This window comes from Bradyrhizobium glycinis (genome assembly GCF_016031655.1).
Taxonomy (GTDB): Bacteria; Pseudomonadota; Alphaproteobacteria; order Rhizobiales; family Xanthobacteraceae; genus Bradyrhizobium; species Bradyrhizobium glycinis.
On the sequence record NZ_JACCHQ010000006.1, the window covers coordinates 69,119 to 88,360 of the forward strand.

General features: G+C 64.6%; 16 protein-coding genes. 2 read left to right on the plus strand and 14 right to left on the minus strand.

Annotation, left to right across the window (positions count from 1 at the left end; translation table 11 throughout):
* Nucleotides 1–32: 32 nt before the first annotated feature.
* The 12 genes from HZZ16_RS11840 to HZZ16_RS11895 all read right to left on the minus strand — a co-directional run bounded on the left by HZZ16_RS11840 (nt 33) and on the right by HZZ16_RS11895 (nt 14,148).
* A complete protein-coding gene (locus HZZ16_RS11840; protein ID WP_197948633.1) occupies nt 33–1,316 on the minus strand; it encodes a cystathionine gamma-synthase family protein in 1,284 nt (427 codons plus the stop codon).
* Nucleotides 1,317–1,630: 314 nt separating this feature from the next.
* On the minus strand, nt 1,631–2,080 hold the full coding sequence (locus HZZ16_RS11845; RefSeq protein ID WP_197948634.1) for a cytochrome c: 450 nt from the start codon (nt 2,078–2,080) through the stop codon (nt 1,631–1,633).
* 128 nt (nt 2,081–2,208) lie between these two features.
* Entirely contained in the window at nt 2,209–4,518 is a 2,310-nt protein-coding gene (locus tag HZZ16_RS11850; protein ID WP_197948635.1) for a xanthine dehydrogenase family protein molybdopterin-binding subunit, read from the minus strand.
* 15 nt (nt 4,519–4,533) lie between these two features.
* Nucleotides 4,534–4,872, minus strand: coding sequence for a putative quinol monooxygenase (locus HZZ16_RS11855; RefSeq protein ID WP_197948636.1), 339 nt, complete (start codon nt 4,870–4,872; stop codon nt 4,534–4,536).
* Nucleotides 4,873–5,035: 163 nt separating this feature from the next.
* The gene (locus HZZ16_RS11860; protein ID WP_197948637.1) at nt 5,036–5,560 is read right to left on the minus strand and encodes a GNAT family N-acetyltransferase; all 525 of its coding nucleotides are present in this window, start codon (nt 5,558–5,560) and stop codon (nt 5,036–5,038) included.
* Between the two features lie 57 nt (nt 5,561–5,617).
* The gene (locus HZZ16_RS11865) at nt 5,618–6,019 is read right to left on the minus strand and encodes a YjiS-like domain-containing protein (protein ID WP_197948638.1); all 402 of its coding nucleotides are present in this window, start codon (nt 6,017–6,019) and stop codon (nt 5,618–5,620) included.
* Between the two features lie 1,002 nt (nt 6,020–7,021).
* Nucleotides 7,022–7,468, minus strand: coding sequence for a DoxX family protein (locus HZZ16_RS11870; RefSeq protein WP_197948639.1), 447 nt, complete (start codon nt 7,466–7,468; stop codon nt 7,022–7,024).
* Between the two features lie 137 nt (nt 7,469–7,605).
* Complete coding sequence (gene murJ / locus HZZ16_RS11875; RefSeq protein WP_197948640.1) at nt 7,606–9,132, minus strand: murein biosynthesis integral membrane protein MurJ; 1,527 nt, start codon at nt 9,130–9,132, stop codon at nt 7,606–7,608.
* Between the two features lie 216 nt (nt 9,133–9,348).
* On the minus strand, nt 9,349–10,500 hold the full coding sequence (locus HZZ16_RS11880; protein ID WP_197948641.1) for a DegT/DnrJ/EryC1/StrS family aminotransferase: 1,152 nt from the start codon (nt 10,498–10,500) through the stop codon (nt 9,349–9,351).
* A 51-nt stretch (nt 10,501–10,551) separates the two neighbouring features.
* Nucleotides 10,552–11,556, minus strand: coding sequence for a Gfo/Idh/MocA family protein (locus tag HZZ16_RS11885; RefSeq protein ID WP_197948642.1), 1,005 nt, complete (start codon nt 11,554–11,556; stop codon nt 10,552–10,554).
* Between the two features lie 182 nt (nt 11,557–11,738).
* Nucleotides 11,739–13,151, minus strand: a complete 1,413-nt coding sequence (locus HZZ16_RS11890; RefSeq protein ID WP_197948643.1) for a mannose-1-phosphate guanylyltransferase/mannose-6-phosphate isomerase — start codon at nt 13,149–13,151, stop codon at nt 11,739–11,741.
* 7 nt (nt 13,152–13,158) lie between these two features.
* Nucleotides 13,159–14,148 carry an SDR family NAD(P)-dependent oxidoreductase gene (locus tag HZZ16_RS11895; protein ID WP_197948644.1) on the minus strand — a complete coding sequence of 330 codons (990 nt, stop codon included), beginning with the start codon at nt 14,146–14,148 and terminating at the stop codon, nt 13,159–13,161.
* Between the two features lie 234 nt (nt 14,149–14,382).
* On the opposite strand from HZZ16_RS11895, the gene HZZ16_RS11900 reads away from it, so the two are divergent.
* On the plus strand, nt 14,383–15,342 hold the full coding sequence (locus HZZ16_RS11900; protein ID WP_197948645.1) for a lysylphosphatidylglycerol synthase transmembrane domain-containing protein: 960 nt from the start codon (nt 14,383–14,385) through the stop codon (nt 15,340–15,342).
* A complete protein-coding gene (locus HZZ16_RS11905; RefSeq protein WP_311974126.1) occupies nt 15,339–16,358 on the plus strand; it encodes an MraY family glycosyltransferase in 1,020 nt (339 codons plus the stop codon). The genes HZZ16_RS11900 and HZZ16_RS11905 overlap by 4 nt, the downstream gene beginning before the upstream one ends.
* Here HZZ16_RS11905 and HZZ16_RS11910 read toward each other — a convergent pair.
* Together HZZ16_RS11910 and HZZ16_RS11915 are read right to left on the minus strand one after the other, a co-directional pair.
* Nucleotides 16,346–17,293, minus strand: coding sequence for an NAD-dependent epimerase/dehydratase family protein (locus HZZ16_RS11910; RefSeq protein WP_197948646.1), 948 nt, complete (start codon nt 17,291–17,293; stop codon nt 16,346–16,348). The two genes, HZZ16_RS11905 and HZZ16_RS11910, sit on opposite strands and share 13 nt — an antisense overlap.
* A gap of 35 nt (nt 17,294–17,328) precedes the next feature.
* Complete coding sequence (locus tag HZZ16_RS11915) at nt 17,329–19,242, minus strand: SDR family NAD(P)-dependent oxidoreductase (protein WP_197948647.1); 1,914 nt, start codon at nt 19,240–19,242, stop codon at nt 17,329–17,331.

Below are 19,242 nucleotides of genomic sequence, written 5' to 3' on the forward strand. Positions count from 1 at the left end.
GCCTTTTCGCTTCGGAGCGAGGACCTGCTCGCTCAAGCCGCGTTGAGCGCCTGCGTGAGGTCGGCGATCAGGTCCGATGGATTCTCGATGCCGATCGACAGCCGGATCGTGGAATCGAGCACGCCGATCTTTTGGCGGATGTCGGCGGGAACGCCGGAATGGGTCATCGTCGCCGGCAGGCTTGCGAGCGATTCCGTGCCGCCAAGGCTCACCGCCAGCTTGAGGATCTGCAGCGCGTTGAGGAATTTCACCGCCGCCTCCTTGCCGCCGACGATGTCGAACGAGAACGTCGAGCCCGCGCCCAGGCATTGCCGCGCGAACACGCGGCCGGAGAGCGAGCCCTGCTCGTGATGACCGAGGTAGTGCACCTTGGCGACCTTCGGGTGGTCGCGCAGGAAATCCGCCACGAGCCGCGCATTCGCATCGGCCTTCTCCATCCGCAGGCTGAGCGTCTCGAGCGAGCGGTTGATCATCCAGCAGGAATGCGGATCGAGCTGGGTGCCGATGGCGCCGCGCAGCGCCTTGATGCCTTTCATGATCGCCTTCGATCCGAGCGCGGCGCCCGCGATCAGGTCGGAATGGCCGCCAACATATTTGGTCAGCGAATACAGCGACAGATCCGCGCCGTGCTCGATCGGCCGCTGAAACACCGGCCCGAGCAGCGTGTTGTCGCAGGCGATGACCGGCGTGTGTCCCTGGGCCTTGCCGATGGAATCGGCGGTGCGGCAGATCATTGCGATGTCGACGAGGCCGTTGGTCGGATTGGCGGGCGTCTCGATCAGGATCATCGAAACCCGCCCCTTGCCCATGGCCTCCTCCGAGGCCTGCTTGACTGCCGTCTCGTCGATGCCGTCGGCAAAGCCGACGGCGCCGATCGAGAGGCGCGCGAGCGTATTCGTCAGCAGTGTCTCCGTCCCGCCATAGAGCGGCTGAGAATGCAGGATGACGTCGCCGGGGCGAACGAAGGCCAGGATCGTGGTTGCGATCGCCGCCATGCCGGAGGAGAACAGCGCGCAACTCTCCGTGCGCTCGTAGATCGCGAGCCTGTCCTCGACGATTTCGCTATTGGGATGATTGAAGCGCGAATAGACCAGGCCCGCGCCCATGCCTTCCGGCGGCTCGCGGCGTCCGGCGACGTAGTCGAAGAAGTCCTGCCCGTCTTCGGCGGTCTTGAACACGAAGGTGGAGGTCAGGAACACCGGCGGCTTGATGGCGCCCTCCGACAATTGCGGATCATAGCCATAGGTCAGCATCAGGGTTTCTGGATGCAGCATATGATTGCCGATATGGGTCTTGGACGGGAACGGTTTTGCCATGGCCTGTCTCGCTGTTGAATGAGCTGCTCGCCGCGCGTTGGGAACCCCGACCTGAGGGTGCCGGGAGGAGACTCGTGTGAGCGCACGGCCGTTGGCGCAAAGATAGCCGCTCTCGCGGCACTCCGTCAGGCCTTGCGGACAGAAGTTCCTGCGGGCCGCGGTCAAAAAAGGGCGGTTGCTTTCGCAACCGCCCTTTCTGAAGTCCTTGGTCGCCCTGATGGAGCGCAGCGCAATCTGGGACAAGTCCATCGAGTCACGCAGGCTTCCCGGATTGCGCTGCGCTCCATGCGGGCTACAAACGATAACTCCGCCAATTATTTCAGCTTCACGCGATAGGTTTCGTGACAATCATTGCAGCGGTCGTTGATCGCCGTGTAGGCGGCCTTCAGGCTGGCGACATTGGTGATCTTGCCTTTGACGTCGGCAATCGCCTTCTGCACCGGCGGGATCTTGGAATCGAAATCGGCCTTGTTCTGCCAGACCTTCGGCGAGGAGCCGTAGGACGCATTCACGACGTCCTGCTTGGGATTGATCTCGAAGGTCTTGGCGATCTTGGCGACGTCCGCCTCCAGGCTGGCAATCGCCTCGTCGACGGCCTTCTGGTTGTAGGGAATGTCGCCCTTGGACATCTTCTGAATGACCGAGTACAGGCTCTTTGCCTGCGAGCGCATCAGATTGTCCTGCTGGACGGCAATTTCCTGCTGCGCCATGACGGCGCCCGCGCCCAGCACGAGGACGCCCGCGACAATCATCGTCCGTTTCATTGGTTCGTTTCTCTCCGGCTATCGAGACGTTCAGGGAATAAGACGTCACCGGCTTCTCGTGAAGCCGGGACTCATCAAGGGTAGAACCCCGCGCGGCGCGTTTATTCCCGTGCGCGCGGAGAGCGGCTTCACAAGCTGTGACGGCGGTGATGCTCGCTGATCGCGATCCACACCCGCTCGGGCGTTGCCGGCATGTCGATGTGGTCGATCTTGTATTCGCGCCAGAGCGCATCGACGATGGCGTTGACGACGGCCGGACAGGAGCCGATCGCGCCGGCCTCGCCGGCCCCCTTCACGCCCATCGGATTGGTCTTGCAGGGGACGTTATGGGTCTCGAACACGAAGGCCGGCCCATCCGCCGCGCGCGGCAGCGCATAATCCATGAAGGTCGCGGTGATGAGCTGGCCGTCGGTCGGTCCATACACCACCTGCTCCATCAAGGCCTGGCCAATGCCCTGCATGGCGCCGCCATGCACCTGGCCGGCCAGAAGCAGCGGATTGAGCGTCTTGCCGAAGTCGTCGACGATCACGTAGTTGACGATTCTGATGATCCCGGTCGCCGGGTCGATCTCGACCTCCGCAACATGGGTGCCGTTGGGATAGGTGCCGTCGGCGCTGGCAAAGGTCGCGCTGCCGTTCAGCTTCGCCGCATCGACCCCTGGCCGCTTGGCGAGGTCGGCGAACGAGATCGAGCGGTCGGTGCCGGCGATGCGCACCATGCCTTCCGAAATCTCGAGGTCGCCGGCGCTGGCTTCCAGCGCCTGCGCCGCGATCTCCTTCAGCTTCGAGCCGAGCTCGCGCGTGGCGCGCTCGACGCTGACGCCGCCGGAGGGAATCGAGGCCGAGCCGCCGGTGCCGAGGCCGGTCGCGATCTCGTCGGTATCGCCCTGGCGAACATGCACGCGCTCGGGCGCGACGCCGAACTGCTCGGCGACGATCTGCGCATAGGCGGTCTGATGGCCCTGCCCGCTCGATTGCGTGCCGATCAGCACAGTGACGTCGCCATTGGGATCGAGGCGAACGTTGGCCGTCTCCTCACCCATGACGCCGCAAATCTCGACATAGCTCGCAAGGCCGATGCCGCGGATAAGCCCCTGCTTCTTGGCCGCCTTGGCACGCTTGGGGAATTCTTTCCATTCCGCGATCTCCATCGCGCGCTTCAGATGCGCGGCGAAGTCGCCGGAATCGTAGACCTTGCCTGTCGCGGTCTTGTAGGGGAGCGCCTTCGGCGGGATGAAATTCTTGCGGCGGATGGCATCCGGCGTCATGTCGAGCTTTCGAGCGCAGGCATCGACGAGGCGCTCGATGACATAGGCAGCTTCAGGCCGGCCCGCGCCGCGATAGGCATCGACCGGCACGCTGTGGGTAAAGATGGTGCGCACCCGGCAATGGAAGGCCTGGATGTCGTAGAGACCCGGCAGCATGCCGGCGCCGCCATGCGGGATGTAGGGCCCGAAGGTCGACAGATACGCGCCCATGTCGCCCATGAGGTCGCAATCCATCGCGAGGAACTTGCCGTCTTCGGCCAGCGCCATCTTGGCGGTGGTGACGTTGTCGCGGCCCTGCGCATCGCCCATGAAATGCTCGGAGCGGTCGGCCGCCCACTTCACCGCCTTCTTCAGTTTGCGCGCAGCGACCGCCATCAGGGCATATTCCCGATACGGAAACAGTTTTGTGCCGAACCCGCCGCCGACGTCGGGGCAGATCACCCGCATCTTGTCGGTGGGGATGTTGAGCACGTTCTGGCAGAGGATGTCGCGCAGGCGGTGGCTGCCCTGGCTGCCGACCGTCAGCGTCAGATGGTCGCGCTTGGCATCGTATTCGCAGACCGCCGCCCGCGTCTCCATGAAGCTTGCAACCACGCGCGGATTGACGATGGAGATCTCGGCGACCGCATGCGCCTTGGCAAAGGCGGCCTCCACCGCCGCCTTGTCGCCGATCGAGACGTCGAACAGCACGTTGCCGGGCTTGTCGGGCCAGACCTGCGGCGCGCCCTTCTTCACGGCGTTGACGACGCCGGTCACCGCAGGTAGCGGCGACCAATTGACCTCGATCGCCTCGATCGCGTCGCGGGCCAGGTCGATGGTCTCGGCGACCACGAAGGCGATGGCGTCGCCGACATGACGCACCTCGTCCTTGGCCAGGATCGGGTAAGGCGGGCCGGTGAACGGATCGGTCTCGAGGTTGAACAGGCAGGGCAGATTGCCGAGATCCGTGACGTCATCGGCCGTCAGGATCAACGCAACGCCGGGCAGTGTGCGGGCGCGGCTCGCATCGATAGTGTATTTGGCATGCGCATGCGGCGAGCGCAGCACCAGGCAGCGGAGCGCGGCCTGCGGCGCGTAATCGTCGGTATAGCGCCCCTTGCCGCGGATGAGCGCGTCATCCTCCTTGCGCAGCACGCTTTGGCCAACGCCGAACTTGATGGGAGCCGCCATTTGATCTTCCCGTTCTCATGGTTGTTTTGTGGGCATATTGCCGTGGAAAAAGTGGCGCGTCAAAGCCCGGCCATCGGCCTCGTAGACCTCGATGGTCGTCGGCTCCGAGACGAGCGGTCGCAGCGCACGGGCAAAGTCGCGCGAGGCCGGAACTGCGAAATGCGCAAGCAGCGCAGCGCGATCTGCCCATTGCTCGACGAATACGAACTTGAGGGGATTCTCGCAGTCGACATGCACCGCATGCGAGATGCCGCCGGGCTCAGCGCGCGAGCGTTGGACGTGTTGCAGGCTTAGTCTCCGGACCTCATCGATCGAGTCCTGCCTTGCGATTGCGCTGCCGGTCACCAGGATCATGTCACCTTCCTCTCCGCTCAGCGGAGTGTCCCATGGACACGGTCGGGGAGTCCAGCCGAGCGGCAGGGACCACGACAGACGCTTTCAAGGCGACGGTCTCGACGCCGAGACCACGCATTTCGCCGCCGCACCAGCAGCCCCGATGGGCCAAACCGGGCCGACGTTATTGGCTGAACGTCCTGACCATAAGGTATTTGTCGTATGTGACGCCGCCCACGCGGACGGCTCGAGGATCCGTACCGTAGACCTCGAACCCGTTGCGCCTGTAGGCCTTGATCGCTGCACTTGCCGTCGAGAGCACCTCGAGATGCACCTGTTCGACGCACGCTTGGGCATGGCTAAGAAGTTCTTTGATGAGCCGATCTCCAACACCTCGGCCCCGGCCCTTCTCCGTGACATAGACCGAGTAGATGCGGCCCCTGTGCCGTGTTCTTTTGTCCGCGGAGACATAGAAGCCCGCGAGCCCTATCAAGCTCCCGCATCCAAAGGCGCCGAACATGGTGCCGCCGAGCCAATGGCGATAGGCAGCCAGCATGGCATCGCCGCCGTCGTCCTCTTCAGGCGATCCAAACGTCTGCGGATGCCTCTGGAGTGCCTCTCCGCGGAGCTCGCGAAAGATATCCAGGTCATCGAGGGTCAATCGCCGGATCTCCACGTCCACCTCGGCAGAGTGCGAATGTGACGTCATGGTCGCTGTCCTTCTAGGGTCGCATCGCAGATCGCATCGGCAGGGATTGCCGATCGCTCACATTCCGCGGCTCAACAGATACCTCGTACTATCTCTGAACGTATCGATCGCCCGCCCGGGTGCGAGATAGTCGATTTCGGCGCGCGTCAGGCCGATGTCCATCAGCTGTCTGTCACTCAGATCCAGCAAACTGACGCGCGGGTGCAGGCGCCACTTCCCGAAAGCAGGCCAATGTCGCTTGAGCAGGCCGAGGAGGCTTTGCGCCGGCGCGGCTGCGGCTCCGGCAGCTCCCCCCGCCGACAAGGCATGGCCCGGCGTTGCAACGGACACGTTGAGGCGAGCCGCTGCCGCTAGGACCTCGTCCATGGCCGCCTTCGCCAGCGCAATGGATCGGTCGAGGCGAAGCACCGCGGCATCGTGCTCGGCCTCGGGTGAGATCTTCGTCAGTTGTGGTGGCATCGGACGCTCCTGCTGTTGTGCCGGCAGGGAGCGTGGCCAAACAAAAGGCCCCGTCCGATGCCGGCGGGGCCTGGTGGAAAAGATGTCGTCGAAATCCTAGCGCACGACTCCTCCCACCGCCCAGCCGAAGCGGGTGATGTGATTGCGGGAGACTTGGCGCGACGATTTAATCATGAGACGCCTGTAGCACGGCGACGTCGCAAAATCAAGGGATGCACGGAGCCCGATTGCATCCTGAAGGCGACACCTCACGCCGGCCAATTTGTTTTTCAAGCTGACGCGAAGGAGGTTTGCGCCAACCGCGCACAACGGACCAGCTCCGCGAAGAGCGCTTGAGGCGCGCGACCGTTTAGAGCGGCGGCTGACCGAACGGCGACAGTCGTGACCCGTGATATGCGCGTCCGCCCATTATGTAGGCAGCTCTGTCGGCGCCGCGCACAACGGCGGCACGATAGCCCGTCGCCTTCAATTCGCTGCTTCCGCGACGCATGGAGAGCTAACGCGCTTGCGAGCATTTCGGCGGCTTGCCACTTTCTGAAGGGCTTGTCGCAGGGCTCCCGTTCGGCCACACTCGTCGCATTTCAAGTAATTGTTTGGAAGGGTGACCTCATGCCCGAAGCATTGGAAAGCCTATTGTGGTGTGCCGCGCTCGCGACGTGGCTGATGCTCTTCTCCAGGATCCTAGGTGAACACCTCAAGCCCTTCTCGAAACACCTCGGCCATCTGATTGCGGTTGCTTTCAGGCTCAGGACGAAGTGACGCAAAACGGCCTCGGCGCGGCTTGGCAGCTGTCAAACTGGCAGAACTGCTCGTCACGTTGTTGCTGGCGTGAAGCGAACGGACCAGCCGCGCGCATCCTGCGGCCGCACTGTTTCGTGGCTCAGCGGGTGCGGTGAAGCTGCTAAAGCGCGATACGATTAGAATGAATCGTCATCGCGCTTTAGGTCATTGTTTGAGCATGATCTTTTCGGAAAACCGCTAAACACTTTTCCGATTCATGCTCTAGCGTCCCACCCTCCGGTCGAGGGAGAACCGCCCTCCTCCGGTGACCAGGATCAACAGAGCGCCTCCCATGATGGAGATGTTCTTCAAGAAGTTATTGTACTGGCCAATCTGTTGCGGACCGGCGGGATACTCCCAGTAACGATGTCCAATCGCAGTGGCCGACAATACAAACAGAAACGTCAAAATTGCGCAGTAGCGCGTGCCGATGCCGAGTATCAAGCCAACCGATATCACGATTTCCAGTACGAGGTTGATCGTCGTGAACAGCTGGGGCACCGGGAGGTTCAGCGACCGAAAATAGCTCACCGAGCCACTGAAGTTGGTGAGTGCTCCATAGGCGCTTCCAACGAAGACCCATGCAAGCAGGACACGGCCGATGAGGATGAGCAGGTCGGCGTTGCTGGTGGCGAACTCGTCGATCCGCGGGGGTGAGCGGAATGGCATGGTAGCTGCCTCGTCTCCTGAGCAGGGCACCCGAATATCAGGGAAATCGTATCACGATCGGCGGACCTTATGAAGGATTCCGGTCGCCGGTGCCCGCCGTGTGAGGCAACCGTAAATAGATAAATCTGGATGCGACCCTAGCCGCGCACCAGCGAGACCAGCCAGCTGCGGCCGAACAGCACGAGGATCGCGAGCGCGTAGACGATCGTGCCGCCGACGGCGAGCAGGAGCAGCGTCAATTCATCGTGGAAAGGCACCGAGGCGAGAGATGAAGCGCTGAAGCGCGCGATCAGCCAGAACGCCGCCGCGAGGATCAGTCCGGTCAGCAGAAATTTGGCCAGCGACAGCAGCCAGGCGCGGTCGAGCACGAGAAAGCCGCGCCGCACGGCGAAGAACAGCACCAGCAACAGATTGGTCCAGATTCCGACAGCAGTCGCGAGCGCAAGGCCGATCTGGGCGAGCGTGCCCATCAGCGCGAATTTCAGCGCGACGTTAACGGCGATGCCCGTCAGCGAAGCGCGGACCGGCGTTGCCGTATCCTTGCGCGCATAGAACGTCGCAACCGCGCTGCGGATCAACACAGCGGGGATCAAGGCGACCGCATAGGCCGCGAGCGTCGCACCGGCGGCGGCCGCATCCGCCCTGGAGAACGCGCCGTGGGCAAACAGGGCGCGCATGATCTCTTGAGGCACAGTGAGGAAGGCCGCGACGAACGGTACGGAGAACAGGAGCGTGAAGTCGAAGGCCCGACGCTGCGACTTCATCGCACCATCATTGTCGCTAGCCGTGATTCGCCGCGACATCTCCGGCAGCAGCACTGTGCCGATGGCAATGCCGATCACGCCTATCGGCAATTGATACAGCCGGTCGGCATAATAGAGCGCCGACAGAGCTCCCGCAGGGAGGAAAGTCGCAATGATGGTGTCGGCGAACATCGCGACCTGAGTCCCCATCGAGCCCAGCGTTGCCGGACCGAGCGCCTTGAAGAAACCACGGACATCCTCATCAAGCTTCAAAGGCGCAAAGCGCGGCAGGCCGCCGTGGCGGGCGAGATCGCCGGCGAGCAGGAAATATTGCAGGAAGCCGGAGATCAGCACGCCCCAGGCCGCGGCATGGCCCGCGGTCGGAAACCAGACCGCAACCGCCAGCGTCATCATCATGGCGACGTTGAGGAAGATTGAGGCGGCCGCGGCGCTGGCAAAGCGCTGCATCACGTTGAGCATGCCGCCATAGAGCGTCACCAGCGTGATCAACAGCAGATAGGGAAAGGTGATCCGGGTCAGCTCGATCGCGAGCTTGCGCTGCTCGGCATCGTCACTAAAGCCGGGCGCGAGAATGCTCATGGCCTGCGGCATGAACAGCCAGGCGGCGATCAGCAGCACGACTTGCGAAGTTAGCAGCAGCGTGAAGATGCGGTCGGCGAACAAATGGGCCGCCGCCTCGCCCTTCTCGCCATGGACATGGGCATAGGCCGGCACCCAGGCGGCGTTGAAGGCGCCCTCGGCGAAGATCGCGCGGAAATGGTTGGGCAGCCGCAGCGCCACGAAAAAGGCGTCGGCCACCGGGCCGGCGCCGAGGATCGCCGCGAGCATGATGTCGCGGGCAAATCCCGTCAGCCGCGACAGCAGCGTGTAACCACCGACCGTGAAGATGCGTCCGAGCATGCGGATTGTTTTAGAGCATGGCGCGACCAGGTCTAGGTGCTAGCGACGATGGGGGTGCGCTCCCTCCCCCGCTTGCGGGGGAGGGCTGGGGAGAGGGTGTCTCGACGACGAAGATTCCCCCAGAGGAGAGAGCCCTCACCCGGCGCGCGGGACGATGCTTCGCATCGCCCGGACGCGCCGACCTCTCCCGCAAGCGAGAGAGGTGAGAAAGCACATTCACCCCGCCAGCGCGCCGCGCACGGCGGCGATGATTCGCTCCTGGTCGACTTCGGTCAAATAAGCATGCATCGGCAGGCTGATGACGTCCTGCGACAAGCTCTCGCAACCCGGCAATCCGCCCTCGGCGACCGGATATTGCTTGTAGGCGGTCTGCTGGTGCATCGACTTGCCGTAATAGATCGCGGTCGGCACGCCCTGGGCCTTGAGCGCGGCGGCAAAGCCGTCGCGGTCGGTGCCTTTGGGCAGGCGAATGGTGTACTGCGCCCAGACCGAGGTGTTGCCAGGCGCAAGGCGCGGCACGGTGACGACATTGGACAGACCCCGCGCATAGCGCTCGGCGACCCTGTTGCGGGCCGCGATCTCGTCGTCAAAAATCTTCAGCTTCTCGATCAGGACCGCGGCCTGCATGGTGTCGAGCCGGCCGGTGAGGCCGAGGCGAATGTTGTCGTACTTGTCGACGCCCTGCCCGTGCACGCGGATGCTGCGCAAGGTGGCCGCGAGCTCGTCGTCGTCGGTGAAGATCGCCCCGCCGTCGCCGAAGCAGCCGAGCGGCTTTGCCGGGAAGAAGCTGGTCGCGGTGGCGTGACTGAGGGTGCCGAGCTTGCGGCCCTTGTAGCTCGCGCCAAAACCTTGCGCGGCGTCGTCGAGCACGAACAGGCCTTCGGCCCTGGCGATCTCGGCAATGGCGTCATGATCGGCGGGCTGGCCAAACAAATCGACCGGAATCACCGCGACGGGCTTGAGGCCGGCCTTGCGGGCGGTGGCGATGCCACGTTTGAGCGATTCCGGGCTCATGTTGAAGGTGGTCTCGTCGACGTCGACATAAACCGGCGTCGCGCCGGTCCGTGCCACCGGCGAGGCGGTCGCGATGAAGGTGAAGGACGGACACAGCACGGCATCGCCGGGCCCGACATTCTTCGCCATCATCACCATCAGGATCGCATCGGTGCCGCTGGCGCAGCCGATCGCGTGCTTGGCGCCGCAATAAGCCGCAAGCTGCTTCTCGAGCTCAAAGACCTCCGGCCCGTTGACGAATTGGCAATGGTCCATCACGCGCTTGACGGCGGCATCGAGCGAGGCGCCGAGCCTGCGGCGCTGCGAGGCGACGTCGATGAAGGGAATCGGTTCGGAACGTAGGTGCTGGTTCATGACCTGATTCTTGGCGCCTTGTGACGTTTGAGCGGTCGGCATGGAAAGGGATCAGCCGGCGACGCGGCGCGGCCCCTTGCGCGCGGGTGATGCGGCGGCAGGACGCGAGGGCGTCTCCAGGCACTGCGTCGCGATCTCGAGGCTGGCGACGCCCTCGTCGCCCGTCACCGCCGGCGTCTCGCCGTTGCGCACCGCCTTGAGGAACGCGATCAGCTCGGCGCGAAGCGGCTCGTCATGGCCGACCGGCAGATGCCGCATCGAGTAGCTGCCGTCCGGCTTGAAGCCGAAGCATTCGGTGACCTGGCGCGTCAAGAGATCGCCCATCACGTATTTGCCGCGCGTTGCGACCGTGACGCTGCGCGCCTTGAACGGCGTCAGCCAGTTGGTGTTGATGTGGGCGAGCACGCCGCTCTCGGTGCGGAACTGCAGCAGCGCGATGTCCTCGCGCTCGGCGACCGCGCTCGACAATTGCGGCTGCACCTCGACGATGTCGGATTCGGTGAACCAACGGATCAAATCGATGTCGTGCACGGCAAGGTCGATGACGACGCCGACATTGGACATGCGCGGCGGGAACGGGCCGACGCGGGTGATCGCGATGGAGAGAATGTCCTCGCCCGCGATCGCCTGCTTGACCGCGGCGACCGCCGGATTGAAGCGCTCGACATGGCCGATCATCAGCGTGACGCCGGCCTTGTGCGCGGCGGCGACGATCTCGCGGCCCTCTTCCACCGTGGATGCGATCGGCTTCTCGACCAGCACGTGGATATTCTCAGCGATGCAGGCGAGCGCGACCTCGTGATGCAGATGGGTCGGCGCCGCGATGGTGACGGCATCGACGCCTTCGGCGAACAGCTGGTCGAGCGTCTCGAAGCTTTCGCAATTGGCGAGTTCGGTTGCCCGCGCGCGATGTGCCGGCGAGGGATCGACGACGCCGACGAGGCTGACGCCGGGCATGCCGCTGAGCACGCGCGCATGGTTGCTGCCCATCACGCCGGCACCAATGACACCGACGCGCAAGCCGGCTCTTGCCGGTGCAGACCCTTTGGAACTCATCTGAGCAAACCCCGATTCAACCCAAATCCCCGGGCCGCTTCTAGCACGGACGCCACATTTGTGGCGAATGCCGCCCTCGCGGGCCGGACACGATTTGATTCAAAAAGTTACACGTTGCCCGGGCCTTAGGCCGAAAAAGATACCGCTTCTCGGCCCGGGTCGCGTGATTCGGAGCTTGCTGGTTACGACCTTTGATAGTCGTCTTCAATCCGGATGATGTCGTCTTCCCCGAGATAAGAGCCGGTCTGGACCTCGATCAGCTCCAGCTGGATCTTGCCCGGATTCTCCATCCGGTGGACGGCGCCCATCGGGATGTAGATCGACTCGTTCTCGTGCACCGTCTTCACCGTCTCGTTGACGGTGACCTGCGCCGTGCCGCGGACCACGATCCAGTGCTCGGCACGATGATGGTGCTTCTGCAGCGACAGCCGCCCGCCCGGCTTCACCACGATGCGCTTGACCTGGTGGCGCTCGCCATTGTCGACGGACTGATAGCTGCCCCAGGGCCGGTGCACCTTGAGATGCTCCTCGGTGACTTTCGGCGCCACCGTCTTCAGCTTGGTCACCAGGCGCTTCAGCCCGTTGGTATCCTTCTGGCGCGAGACGAGGATCGCGTCCGCGGTCGCGACCACGACGAGATCGTCGACGCCTTCGAGCGCGACCAGCGCGGAATCGGTGGTGACATTGCAGTTGCGGGAATCCTCGAACACGGCGGTGCCGTGCGCGGCATTGCCTTGCGCGTCCTTCTCCGACAACTCCCACACCGCGTGCCAGGAGCCGACGTCGGACCAGCCGCACGACACCGGCACGACGGCGGCGCGCGAGGTCTTCTCCATCACCGCATAATCGATCGAGATCGCCTTGGCCGCGCCGAACGCCTCGGGCTCCAGCGTGACGAAGCCGAGATCGCGGCCGGCATTGTTGACCGCATTGGTGACCGCCTCGACGCTTGCCGCGTCCACCTTACGATATTCGTCGAGCAGCACGCTCGCCGGGAACATGAAATTGCCGCTGTTCCAGAGATAGCCTGAATTGACATAGTCGGAGGCCTTCACCGCGTCCGGCTTCTCGACGAAGCGTGCGACTGCGTGCATCTCGCCCGAGATCACCTCGCCCGGATTGATATAGCCGTATTCGGTCGCCGGCCGCTCCGGCTTGACGCCGAAGGTGACGATGCGCCCGGCATTCGCGGCGGTGAGGCCTTCGCGGCAGGCGGCGACGAAGGCGGCATTATTCTGCACGACGTGATCGGCGGCGAGCGCGAGCACGATCGCCTCGCTGGCGCGGTTCTGCGCGAACACCGCGCCGGCCGCGATCGCGGGGCCGGAATCGCGCCGCATCGACTCGAGGATCACGTCGGCCTCGACGCCGATCTCGGCGAGTTGCTCCAGCACCATGAAGCGGTACGCCGCATTGGTGATGACGATCGGCCGGTCGAACAGCTGCGGATCGGACACGCGCAGCAGCGTGTCCTGGAACGTCGAGCGTGCGCCGAACAGCGGCAGGAACTGCTTGGGCCGAACCTCGCGCGAAGCCGGCCACAGCCGCGTGCCGGCACCGCCGCACATGATCAGGGGGATTATGCGTTTGTCCATCGTGATCTCAAACCTTGAAATAGTCCCGATACCAGGTGACGAAGTTATGGACCCCATGCTCGATCGGCGTTGACGGTGCAAAGCCGGTATCGCGCATCAGATCATCGACATCCGCGAACGTTTCCAGCACATCTCCCGGCTGCATCGGCAGCAATTCTTTGATCGCCGTCCGGCCCAGCTCCCGCTCCAGAAGACCGACGACGTGCATCAGTTCCTCCGGATGATGATTGCCGACATTGTAGAGCTTAAACGGCGCATTTGCGGCAGCCGGATCGTCCGCAGGCACGAGATCGATCAGCTTGGACACGACGCGCGTCACATCGTCGATATAGGTGAAATCGCGGCGCATTTTGCCATGGTTGAACAGCCGGATCGGCTTGCCAGCCATGATGGCGCTCGCGAACAGAAACATGGCCATGTCGGGGCGGCCCCATGGCCCGTAAATGGTGAAGAAGCGCAGCCCCGTGACCGGCAGGCGATAGAGATGGCTGTAGGACTGCGCCATCACCTCGTTCGCCTTCTTGGTCGCGGCGTAGAAGCTGACCGGATGGTCGGTGCGGTCCGCGACCGCAAATGGCAGTTTTGTGTTGGCGCCGTAAACGGAGGATGACGAGGCGTAGACCAGATGACTGCAGCCATTGTTGCGGCAGCCCTCCAGCACGTTGAGAAAGCCGACGAGATTGGAATCGGCGTAGGTCTGCGGCTGCTCGATCGAGTAGCGCACGCCGGCCTGCGCCGCGAGATGCACGACTTTGGCAAAACGATGTTGCGCGAACAGTGCCGCCATGGCCTCGCGGTCGGCGAGATCGGCCTCGACGAACGAGAAACCGGCCTCGTCCCTGAGCAGAGCAAGGCGCGCTTTCTTCAGCGCCGGATCGTAATAGCTGTTGAGATTGTCGAGCCCAATGACGATGCCGCCTTCGCCCAGAAGCTGCCGGGCGACGTGGAAGCCGATGAAGCCGGCGGCACCCGTGACCAAAATCGCCTGATCCGTCATCCTGTTCCCTGGGGATCGCTCGCCCGATCCTGTTTAGCGGCCACCTCGACGGGGTCGCAATAGGCTCGCCGCTCCTTCGCGAGGTCTCGTCATGGCGTCCTTAACGGCGGCTCTAATGACGGCTCTAATGACGGCTATTGCAAGATCGGCGCCAAAACCATACCAAAGCGGCCGAATTCGGCGCCTCGCGTCGGGTTGCCTCAAATCTTCGCAAACCCTGTTCATGCGGACGAGATGCGCCGAATCCTGTTGTCGACGGCCAAGATCCTGATTTCCGCGGCGCTGCTCTATCTGGCGCTGCGCAAGGTCGACCTGTCCGAGCTGTTTTCCCGATTCACCCTGACCAGCCTGTTCTGGCTCGGTGTGGCGATCGCGGTCACGTTCCTGCAGATCTTCGTCGGCGTGCTGCGCTGGCGCGAGATCAGCGCCGCCTGCGGCGCGCCGCTCGAGCTCGGCCGCGCCATGCGATACAATGTGATCGGCTCGTTCTTCAACCAGACGCTGCCGTCGGCGATCGGCGGCGATGCGGTGCGGCTGTGGCTGGTCGCCCGCGCCGGCGCCGGCTGGCGCACGGCGACCTACTCGATCTTCGTCGACCGCGCCATCGGCCTCATCGCGCTCGCGATCGTGATCGTCGCCAGCCTGCCCTGGAGCTACACCCTCATCACCGATCCGCACGGGCGCTCGGCGCTGCTGCTCATCGACCTCCTGGCGCTCGCCGGCGGCCTCGGCTTCCTGATCTTCGGCGCGCTGAAATGGCGATGGCTGAAGACCTGGTGGGCAACGCATCACATCCACGCCTGCGCCGTCATCGCCGATCGCGTGATCTTCAGCCGCACCAGCGGCCCCATCGTCGCGATCCTGTCGGTCCTCGTTCACGTGCTCGCCGTCGTCATCGCCTGGTGCGTCGTGCAGTCGATTGGGGCCCCGGTTCGCTTCAGCGACGTCTTTCTGCTCGTGCCGCCGGTGATGCTGATCACGATGATGCCGATCTCGATCGCCGGCTGGGGCGTGCGTGAAGCCACGATGAGCCTTGCGTTCGGCTTCGCGGGACTTTCCGCCAACGAGGGCGTCAACGTCTCGCTGCTGTTCGGCGCCGTCTTCTTCCTGGTCGGGGCAGTCGGCGGCCTGGTCTGGATCCTCAGCGCCGAGAAAGCCGCGCAAGGGTCGGCCCCGATCGGAGTGCCGGAGTGAGCTCGACCGCCGATGTGCTCGCCGGCGCGGCCCTGCTGCTTGCCGTTGCGGCCGCCGCGCTGATCTCGGCGCTCGTCACCTGGACCAGCCGCCCCCTGCTGCAGCGCTACGCGCTGGCGCGGCCGAACGCGCGCTCCTCACATCGCGTCCCGACCCCGCAGGGCGCCGGCATCGCGGTGATCGCCGCGACGCTGATCGTTGCCTCGCTGTGGGCGGCCTCCGCCAATGTCGCGATCCCGCCGGCGCTGGTCGCCGCGACCGTCGTGATCGCGCTGGTCGGCTTCGCCGATGACATCGTGTCGCTGCCCGTGCTGGTGCGACTGGTGCTGCAGGCCGCCTGCGTCGGCGCCGTGGTGTTCACCGCCCCCGACACCGCGCGCATCGTGCCGGCGCTGCCGCTCGCGCTGGAGCGCGGCCTCATCGTCCTTGCCGGCGTCTGGTTCGTGAACCTCGTCAACTTCATGGACGGGCTCGACCTGATGACGGTGGCGGAAGTCGTTCCGGTCACCGCTGCGCTGCTGCTGCTGGGAATGCTCGGGGATCTCTCATGGCCGGCCATGCTGATCGCCACCGCGCTGTGCGGCGCCATGCTCGGCTTTGCGCCGTTCAACCGTCCGGTCGCAAGAGTCTTCCTGGGCGATGTCGGCAGCCTGCCGATCGGCCTCCTGCTCGGCTGGTGCCTGTTGGAGCTTGCGTTTCGGGGGCAGCCGGCCGCGGCGCTGCTGTTGCCTGCCTATTATCTTGCCGACTCCACCATCACGCTGTTTCGGCGCATCATCCGGCGCGAACCGTTCTGGTCGGCGCACCGCACCCACTTTTATCAGCGTGCGACCGATAACGGATTCACGGTGAAGCGCGTGGTCGGCGAAGCATTCGCGCTCAATCTCGTACTGGCAATGCTCGCCATCGCTATCGTTCGCTCCGGCTCGATGGCGGTCACGATCGTCTGCCTCATCGCAGGGGCGGCCGCCGTCGCATTCTCCTTGCGGCGTTTCTCCGGCGCTCAGGTGACTTGAGCCGAAACGGCGAGCCGCAGCCCCTCGTCGAGGGAAACCTCCGGCCGCCAACCGGTCGCGAGCGCCTTGGAGACGTCGAGCTCGAGCGAGCCGATCAGGCTGTCATGCATGTCCTGCCGGCCGATCACGCGGAAAAGCGCGCTGAGCAGGCCCGGCGGCATGCCGAACAGTCGCGGCCTCTTGCCGGACGCCTTCGCCAGACGCGCGATGAATTCGGGCGTCGAGAACTGCTCGCTGTCGGCGAGCAGGAAGATCTCGAAATGGCCGGCCGCATCTGGATGAGCGAGCCGATGCAGGATGAAGGACGACAGGTTCTGCACGGCAAGGAAGGCGCGGCGATTGCGGATCGCGGCGAACGGCAACGGCACCCCAAGGTTCATCGCGCGCATCAACAGAGCGAAGCTTCCCTTGGCGCTCGCGCCATAGACCATGGGCGGCCTGATCACGGAGATCTTCATGTCGCTCTCGCGCGCGAGCGTCCTCAGGCCCGCCTCGGCCGCGGCCTTGGACGTCCCGTAGAGGCCGCGAGGCGTCAAGACGTCGTTCTCGCTGAACGGGGCCCTGCCCTCGTTGCTGCGGCCATGCACCAGCACGGTGCTGATGAAGATGAAATGGCGCACGCCCGCCATCGCCGCGCTGCGCGCCAGGCGCACGGTGCCGGCGGTGTTGACGTCCTGGTAGAGCTGGGCAGCATGCTCCTCGCGCCTGTGATGCACGCGCGCGGCAAGGTGGACGACCGCCTCCACCCCCTTGAGCGCGGCCTGCCAGTCGGTGTCGGGGCCGATCGATTCGATCACGACCTCGCCGTCGATGCCCTGCCGCTTGCGGACCGCGGGGCGGACCGACCATCCCTCGCACGCCAGCGCCTGCCCGAGATGACGGCCGATGAAGCCGTTCGCTCCCGTCACCAGCACGACTGGCTTACGTTCGCTCATCGTTGATCCCCGAGCGCGAGATCGCGCAACAATGGTCAGGCGGCGGTCGACCCGAATTCGGGGACCGCGTCCTTCAGGATGGTCCTGATGGTGGCGCGATCGTCGCGTATGATCGCCTGCTCCAGCGCCGCGATCCATTTGCGCAGCGTCAGCATCGGCGGTTCGTTCGGCTGCGCAGCCATGATTCCGGGGACGCCGATTTCGCGGGTCGGCTCCTCCGAGGCGAACAGGATCTCGTGCAGGCGTTCGCCCGGGCGCATGCCGGTGAACACGATCTCGATGTCGTAGCCGGGCTGCAGACCGGACAGGCGGATCATGCGCTCGGCGAGGTCGACGATCTTCACCGGCTGGCCCATGTTGAGCACGTAGACGGAGACGTCGGGACGCTGGGTTCCGAGCGCATGCGTGGCCGCGGTGATCACGAGATCGCAGGCCTCGCGGATCGTCATGAAGTAGCGGACCATGTCGGGATGCGTCACGGTCACTGGGCCGCCGGCCTCGATCTGGGCCTTGAACTTCGGCACCACCGAGCCGTTCGAGGCCAGCACGTTGCCGAACCGCACCGAGATCAGCCGCATCGGCGGCTTGGCCCCGCGCGCGCCGGCGGCGAGGTCGTGATCCAGCGCCTGGCAGTACATCTCCGCGAAACGCTTGGTCAGGCCGAGCATCGACACCGGCTCGATCGCCTTGTCGGTCGAGATCATCACCATCGCCTCGGCGCCGGCCGCCACCGCGGCGTCCGCAACGTTGATCGAGCCGAAGATGTTGGTCTTGACGCCCTCGCTCCAGTCGCGTTCGAGGATCGGAACGTGCTTGAGCGCCGCGGCGTGAAATACGATGTCCGGCTTGAACTCCGCCATCACGCGCATGATGCGCTCACGGTCGCGGATGTCGGCGATCCGCGCCTCGATGGCGGCTGCCGCCCGGCGGGCGGCGAGCGCTTCGGAGATCGCATAGAGCGCCGGCTCCGAGTTCTCCACGATCAGGAGCCGGGCTGCGCCGAAGGCCACGACGCGCTCGCAGATCTCCGAGCCGATCGAGCCACCGCCACCGGTGACGAGCACGGCCTTGCCCCTGATCAGGGCCTCGAGGCGCGCATAGTCGATCTTCTCGCTCGGCCGCAGCAGGAGGTCCTCGACCGCAACCGCCGTGAGCCGCGGCGTGTCGCCGCTCTCCAGCGAGGGCATCCGGTTGACGATCACGCCGAGCTTGCGCGCCCGCATCAGGATCGATTCCGGATGGGCCTCCGGCTCGAACGCCGACGGCGTCATGATGAGGCGCGCGATCGGCTTGTTGCGCTTGGCGAAGTCGGCGATGACGTCCTCGACGTCGTCGATGCCCCCCAGCACCGGCACGGTGCGGATGAACTGGCCGCGGTCGGCGTTCGACGGCGACAGCACGCCGACCGGCCAGATCCGCTTGATCGCCCCGCTCTCGATCCCGCGCAGCAGCACCTCGGCATCCGCGGCGCGGCCGATCAGCAGCGTTGGCGCCGCATCACCGGTCCTCGCATCACGGCGCACCCGCGTATAGCGGAAGTAGCGGTAGGTCATGCGCAGCGCGCTGAGGAAGGAGATCTCGAGGAACCAGTAGAGGACGATCGTCACCTTGCCGAGGAAAAAGGCGCCGCGGACGTTGGGGGCAACGAAGATGTAGTCGAGCACGAGCAGCGCAACCGTCAGCACGGTCGCCGCACGAATGATGTTCAGCGCATCCGGCAGCGAGATGAAGCGCCATTTCGTCGTGGTCAGGTTGAGGACGAAGAAAACGACCACGCTGAAGGCGAGGAAGTAGGGCAGGATCTGGAACAGCAGCGGCAGGCGCTCGAAGAAGCCCTCGCCACCCTCGAATCGCAGATAGAAGGCGGCAAAAAGCGCCGCCGTGGTCGCGAGCAGGTCGTGGAGCGCGATCAGGAAATTGCGCGAGGTGAGATGCGAAAGCCGCGTCAT

Bases quoted from the DNA above. Each gene is read 5' to 3' on its own strand.
- HZZ16_RS11840 (WP_197948633.1), bottom strand. From the start codon at position 1,316: ATGGCAAAACCGTTCCCGTCCAAGACCCATATCGGCAATCATATGCTG.
- HZZ16_RS11845 (WP_197948634.1), bottom strand. From the start codon at position 2,080: ATGAAACGGACGATGATTGTCGCGGGCGTCCTCGTGCTGGGCGCGGGC.
- HZZ16_RS11850 (WP_197948635.1), bottom strand. From the start codon at position 4,518: ATGGCGGCTCCCATCAAGTTCGGCGTTGGCCAAAGCGTGCTGCGCAAG.
- HZZ16_RS11855 (WP_197948636.1), bottom strand. From the start codon at position 4,872: ATGATCCTGGTGACCGGCAGCGCAATCGCAAGGCAGGACTCGATCGAT.
- HZZ16_RS11860 (WP_197948637.1), bottom strand. From the start codon at position 5,560: ATGACGTCACATTCGCACTCTGCCGAGGTGGACGTGGAGATCCGGCGA.
- HZZ16_RS11865 (WP_197948638.1), bottom strand. From the start codon at position 6,019: ATGCCACCACAACTGACGAAGATCTCACCCGAGGCCGAGCACGATGCC.
- HZZ16_RS11870 (WP_197948639.1), bottom strand. From the start codon at position 7,468: ATGCCATTCCGCTCACCCCCGCGGATCGACGAGTTCGCCACCAGCAAC.
- murJ (WP_197948640.1), bottom strand. From the start codon at position 9,132: ATGCTCGGACGCATCTTCACGGTCGGTGGTTACACGCTGCTGTCGCGG.
- HZZ16_RS11880 (WP_197948641.1), bottom strand. From the start codon at position 10,500: ATGAACCAGCACCTACGTTCCGAACCGATTCCCTTCATCGACGTCGCC.
- HZZ16_RS11885 (WP_197948642.1), bottom strand. From the start codon at position 11,556: ATGAGTTCCAAAGGGTCTGCACCGGCAAGAGCCGGCTTGCGCGTCGGT.
- HZZ16_RS11890 (WP_197948643.1), bottom strand. From the start codon at position 13,151: ATGGACAAACGCATAATCCCCCTGATCATGTGCGGCGGTGCCGGCACG.
- HZZ16_RS11895 (WP_197948644.1), bottom strand. From the start codon at position 14,148: ATGACGGATCAGGCGATTTTGGTCACGGGTGCCGCCGGCTTCATCGGC.
- HZZ16_RS11900 (WP_197948645.1), top strand. From the start codon at position 14,383: ATGCGCCGAATCCTGTTGTCGACGGCCAAGATCCTGATTTCCGCGGCG.
- HZZ16_RS11910 (WP_197948646.1), bottom strand. From the start codon at position 17,293: ATGAGCGAACGTAAGCCAGTCGTGCTGGTGACGGGAGCGAACGGCTTC.
- HZZ16_RS11915 (WP_197948647.1), bottom strand. From the start codon at position 19,242: ATGACGCGGCTTTCGCATCTCACCTCGCGCAATTTCCTGATCGCGCTC.